Origin of the sequence: Pseudomonas sp. AM4(2022) (genome assembly GCF_036346515.1) — a bacterium.
GTDB classification, from domain to species: domain Bacteria; phylum Pseudomonadota; class Gammaproteobacteria; order Pseudomonadales; family Pseudomonadaceae; genus Aquipseudomonas; species Aquipseudomonas paracarnis.
In genome coordinates this window covers 1-1,125 of record NZ_JAOTNW010000061.1, presented here as the reverse complement: position 1 = coordinate 1,125, position 1,125 = coordinate 1, and the positions used below count along the sequence as shown (strand labels likewise).

General features: G+C 59.3%; 1 pseudogene. It reads left to right on the top strand.

What is annotated here, in order from left to right:
• Nucleotides 1-1,125 (top strand): annotated as a pseudogene (locus tag ODQ19_RS27950) (type IV secretion protein Rhs); the annotation flags it as partial.

The window sequence follows — 1,125 nt, the reverse complement described above, 5'->3', positions numbered from 1 at the left end:
TGAAGCGGCGATCTACTTGGGTTCGGCTCCTGATGAGTTGGTGCTGGCCCAGGCGTCGCGGTTCTATCACTTTCGCGACGGTGTGCTGACAACCATCAGCGATGCGTATGACAACCGGCTGCGCCTTTGCCGGGATCGTTCTGGGCGGATTGAGCGGCTGGATAACGGTGCGGGTCGTTCGTTGCTGTTGCGTTATGAGTTGGGTCGCATCGTCGCGGTGGACTACCAAGTGCATCGCGCCAAAGGGCGTGAGCCCTACGTGTGGGAGACCGAGCAGAACGTTGTTTCCTACGCCTACGACGAACACGGACGACTGGTCTGCGCGACCAATGCCGTCGGGGAAAGCGAGCGTTATCGCTACGACGATCAGCACGTCATTCTTGAGCGGCAGTTGGCCGGTGGGGCGAGTTTCTTCTGGGCGTGGGAACGGTCTGGCAAGGCGGCGCGTTGCGTCCGGCATTGGGCAAGTTTTTCCCAGATGGACACGCGTTATGCCTGGGGCGATGACGGCCACGTCACCGTGCATAACGCCGATGGCAGCCAGGAAGTGTATGTCCATGACCAACGGGCGCGATTGGTGCAGCGCATCGATCCGGACGGCGCCACGCACTTTAAATCCTACGACGACCAGGGGCGGCTGACCGTCGAGCAAGACCCGATGGGCGCGGTGACGGCCTATCAGTATGACGACGCCGGACGCTTGGTGGCGCTGTTTCCGGGGGAGGATGAGCCAACGTCCTACGAGCATGACAACGGTTTTGTACGAGTTGTTCGGCGTGGGGAGGCGGTCTGGAAATATGAGCGTAATGAGCAAGGCTATGTTACGCGCAGGACCGATCCCGATGGTGAGGTGACTGACTACAGCTACAACAAACAGGGGCAACTGACTGAAGTTTGGTATCCCGACAGCAGTTGTCATCGATTGGTGTGGAACGAGCGGGGGCAGTTGCTTGAGGAGCAATTGCCCAATGGTGGGATCAAGCGTTATCGCTATGACGATCTGGGACGACAGGTTGCCCGTGAGGATGAGCATGGCGCACTAATCCAGTATCAGTGGGACGCCGCAGGTCGCTTGCTGAAACTGATCCAGCCAAGCGGCGGTTGCAGGGAATTCAGCTACAACCC